This window comes from Pseudoduganella sp. RAF53_2, assembly GCF_052113985.1.
GTDB lineage: Bacteria > Pseudomonadota > Gammaproteobacteria > Burkholderiales > Burkholderiaceae_D > Rugamonas.
Window position 1 is genome coordinate 1 of sequence record NZ_JBFRDW010000557.1, and the last position, 4,116, is coordinate 4,116.

Annotated in this window: 4 protein-coding genes; all 4 read right to left on the reverse strand. The window is 58.5% G+C overall.

The window, feature by feature from the left end; translation table 11 throughout:
- Positions 1 to 102 precede the first annotated feature (102 nt).
- Positions 103 to 1,731: a GH35 family beta-galactosidase gene (locus tag AB4Z11_RS25220; protein WP_442028522.1), complete on the reverse strand. Its 1,629-nt coding sequence runs from the start codon at positions 1,729 to 1,731 to the stop codon at positions 103 to 105.
- A gap of 62 nt (positions 1,732 to 1,793) precedes the next feature.
- Positions 1,794 to 2,414, reverse strand: coding sequence for a TetR/AcrR family transcriptional regulator (locus AB4Z11_RS25225; RefSeq protein WP_442028523.1), 621 nt, complete (start codon positions 2,412 to 2,414; stop codon positions 1,794 to 1,796).
- A gap of 37 nt (positions 2,415 to 2,451) precedes the next feature.
- On the reverse strand, positions 2,452 to 3,165 hold the full coding sequence (locus tag AB4Z11_RS25230; protein WP_442028524.1) for an SDR family NAD(P)-dependent oxidoreductase: 714 nt from the start codon (positions 3,163 to 3,165) through the stop codon (positions 2,452 to 2,454).
- Between the two features lie 19 nt (positions 3,166 to 3,184).
- Positions 3,185 to 4,060, reverse strand: coding sequence for an NmrA family NAD(P)-binding protein (locus AB4Z11_RS25235; RefSeq protein WP_442028525.1), 876 nt, complete (start codon positions 4,058 to 4,060; stop codon positions 3,185 to 3,187).
- Positions 4,061 to 4,116: the final 56 nt, after the last annotated feature.

The window sequence follows — 4,116 nt, forward strand, 5'->3', positions numbered from 1 at the left end:
GTTTCATGCTCTCCTCAGTAGGTGCCCAAGCGCACCTTGAGCACGACCGGCTTGTCGGTCAGGTTCAGACCATAATCGGTCTGATCCCGTTTCATGCTCTCCTCAGTAGGTGCCCAAGCGCACCTTGAGCACGACCGGCTTGTCGGTCAGGTTCAGACCATAATCGGTCTGATCCCCGTTCCAGTTACGTTCCATGACCCACTTGCCGGACGCGTCGAAATAGCCCTCTTCCACGCGGGCATATAGCGCGCGCTTGTTTTCGCCACCGATCTTAACACGGGCATTCTGACCGACGACGATGAACTCATTGTCGGCAATCTGGGCAATCGCCACGCCGCCATTGGGGGACTCGGTACCGGGCGGCAGCTCGGTGAGATTGGGGAAGAAGTGCTTCTCGCCCATCTGCCATTCGCGGAAGGACACCACCGCATTCCATCCCTTCATCTGAATCGTCTGCGGCGAACGCTCCTCGCTTTCCGCTACGCCGTAGGTGCGGCCCTCGAACGCCCATTTTGCCCACTGCCGCTGCATGGGGCGGAATACCTTGTACACCTTGGCGAAGGGCTCGACCATGCGCTTGTCTTTCAGCTTGGCGCCGAGCGGGAAATTACTGTAGTCGAAATAATCCAGACCAAAGGGTGAAAAGCCCAGCGCGCCGCGGCCGATGATCAGATAGGCGAAACGCGCAAAGTCTTCGGAATTGCCGATTTCAGGCACCAGCAGCGGATTATCGGGCCGCTGGAACTTGCCGATCGTCGCGGTGACCTTGGTCCACTCGTGCTGATAAATATCCGGCGCAGCAAGCTCGATATGCGGTGCGGCAGCTTTATAGATATCGATCGCGTCGAAGGTCGGACCGCCGCTGGCAAAGTTGTCCTTCCACGGCGCCATCGGTTCCAGCGGATCGCGCAGCGCATTATTGACGTACATCGGCAGGTCGTAAATCGCCCGCCCGGCCTTGGCGATTTCCTCGATATAGCTGGCGATGGCCCAGGTATGAAAGTATTGCTCGGCATACGGACCGTAGACCTGGGACCAGGTGCCCGCTGCGGCGCCCGGCGCCGGCGACTTCTTCGCCGCCAGGATTATTTGCGGCACCGGCTGCGCGAAAGCCGCCTGCGCCTTGGCGCCGTAATCGCGATCCAGGCCGTAAGTACCAACCTCGTTCTCCACCTGCACCATGATCACGGTGCGGTCCTTCTCGTCGATCTGCCTGACGTGCTTCATCAGTTCGACAAAGGCTTTGCGGTCGGCCTTCAGCGTCTCTTCGCCGAAGGGCGACAGGCAATAAATCGGCTCACCCGCCTTGTCCAGCATGCGCGGGAAGCGCGTGTTATTGAACTTCACCCATTCCGGCGCATAGGTGGCATTGGTGTTCTTCCAGGTACCAAACCACAGCAGCACCAGGCGCACCTTGTTCTGGCGCGCTTCCTTGACCAGGGTATCGACAAAGCTGAAATCGAAGCGCCCTTCCACCGGCTCGATCTGCTCCCAGGCCACCGGCACTTCGACCGTGTTGGCGCTGGCATCGGCCGTGGCCTGCCACAGCTGCTTGAGCGCCCCCGGATAGTTGCTGGAATTGTGAGCCTGTCCGCCCAGAATCAGGAACGGCGCGCCATCGACCATCAAGGCATGTCGCCCATCTTTCGAAACGATGCGCGGCAGCTCGCTGGCGATACTGGTTTGGATGAGACAGACGGATAGGATGAGGGGGCTGAGGTATTTGTGCATCCAAACATTTTGYATGCACCAAGCCAATTTGTGACCGATTTTGTAATCAATCGGATGATTGATCAGCGCCCAGCCATGCTTAAGGCCGGACTGGTCGCCGCCCCGTCGAGCAAGAGGGTGACCGCTTTCTGAGCGTTCACCAGGATCGCCTCAGCCGCCGCCTCTGCCGGCGTCATGCCGGAAAGCGTCACCGCCCCCACCAGGACCACCACAATTGATTCGGCCAGGCCCACATAATCCATGTAATCCAGCCGTATCAGGTAGGAGGCGAAGAGCTTCACAAAATGGGAATAGCCCTGGAACGCAGCGGTTTTGACCAGATCATCGGCCAATCTAAGTTCGCTGGACAGATTGGAGAGCGGACAACGTGGCTGGTCTTCCGCCGCAGTCAGTTGATGCAGATAGCGTTCAGCCATAATCTGGACGGCCTCACGCGGCGCCTTGCCGGAGATGGCAGCTTCGAGATTGGCAAAAATCTCCTCAAACCCCGTCGCCATGGCTTCCGCCACGAGCTGCTCTTTCGAATCGAAATGCCGGTAGAAGCCGCCCTGCGTCAGACCCGCCGCGATCATGATGTCCGAGATCGCCGTCGCAGCGATCCCGTTGCGCAGGAAGATATTGGCGGCCGTAGACAGAATTCGCTTACGCGTTTCCGCGGCATCGGCTTTCGATCTACGCACCACCAGCTTCCCCTTCCAAATAATAGAGGATTATAGCAATCTAAGCCCCAAATGGCGGAGGGTTCAGATATGCCGGATTGACGCCGCTCAAACTTGCTTTAATTGCCGCCGTGCCTTCATCGCCGAACACCTCATCCTGATTCGCCTCCAGTGCGTCCAGCGTACGAACCGCCACAACGTTCGGGTCGGTCTTGACCAGATCCAGGCTCGCAGTCATGTCGGTATCCATCAGGCCGACGTGCAGGCCCAGCACCTGTACGCCGGAAGCTTTGAGCGTCAGGCGCAGCGCATTCGTGTAACTCCATGCGGCGGCCTTCGAGGCACCGTACGCCGTCAGCATCGGAACGCCCAGCCAGGTGGCGTCCGACAGCACATTCACGATTGCTCCCCGCGCAGTTTTCAGCGCCGGGGCGAAAGCAGTCGACGCGCGCAGAATGCCGCCGTAATTGGTATTGAACATGCGATGCGAGGTTTCGACCAGCGCGCCGTCGAATGCATCCGCATCCAGCGCGACGATGCCGGCGTTGTTGATCAGGATCGTGGTATCGGCGCAGGCAGCAGCGGCGCTTTGCACGCTGTCCATGTCGGTGACATCAATCCGGACCGGCGTCATACCGGGTTCATTGAAACCCTKGGTATCGCGTACGCCGGCGTACACTTTCTTCGCGCCGCGGCGCAGTGCTTCGCGCGCCAATGCAAGTCCCAGGCCGCGCGAGGCGCCGGTCACAAATACGACTGAATTTTGAATGTTCATAGTTTGCTTTCTGATGAAGTTAAAAGAGATCGCGCTTGGCGTTGACGTATTCGGCCACCGTCTGCGGTGCCTTGCCCGTGAGCTTTTCGATAACCTGGTCTTCTCCGGCAAAGATCCCGTTCTGGTAATCCGTCGCAATGGCCATGAAGTGCTGAATCAGGAATTGATCAAGTTCGTATGAGTTTAGATGTTCCTCATACTCTTTCATGGTGAATGGGGCGTAGACGATTTTCCGGCCCAGGACGCGGCTCATTTCATCGGCGATCTGCTGCTGATTCATCTCGACAGGCCCGCACAGGGTGTAGGTCTTGCCAATGTGGCCGGCTGGATCAGCCAGCACAGCCGCGATAAAGCGCGCCTGGTCTTCCGCCGCAATGGCGGCATGGCGCCCTTCTCCGTAAGGCAATGTGATCTTGCCTTCCTGATTGATTTTGTCGCGTACCCACGGGAAGGTCAGCCACTCGGAAAAGAATGTCGGACGAATATGGACAGCAGGAACGCCGGACCAGTCCAGCACACGCTCAGCAATCCAGTGGTCGCGCGCCGCATGGCTTTTCGAGTTCTCGCGGGCGGAAATCTGGGACATCTCCACCACGACCTCCAGCCCGGCGCGCCGGGCGGCGTCAGCGAAATAGGCGGTTGCCTGGATATACCCTGGACGAACCGGGTAGCACAGATAAGCGCCATTGACACCCTGGGTGGCGCGAATGACATCGTCATGTTCCAGCAAATTGCCGACGACGATCTCCACACCTTTCGCCTTCAAGGCTGCACTGCGCTCATCTTCCGTGCGCACCAGAGCACGTACCGCATGCCCTTGCGCCAGCAGATTGTCGATGGTGTACACACCGGTTTTCCCGGTCGCGCCTGTCACGAGGAATTTACGCTGCTTCATACATTGCTCCTTAATGTGCATATGCACAGTTATGATGAAAAAATTTGCCCGCTGAG

Excerpts from the sequence above, each read along its gene's own strand:
- AB4Z11_RS25220 (WP_442028522.1), bottom strand. The coding sequence starts at position 1,731 with ATGCACAAATACCTCAGCCCCCTCATCCTATCCGTCTGTCTCATCCAA.
- AB4Z11_RS25235 (WP_442028525.1), bottom strand. The coding sequence starts at position 4,060 with ATGAAGCAGCGTAAATTCCTCGTGACAGGCGCGACCGGGAAAACCGGT.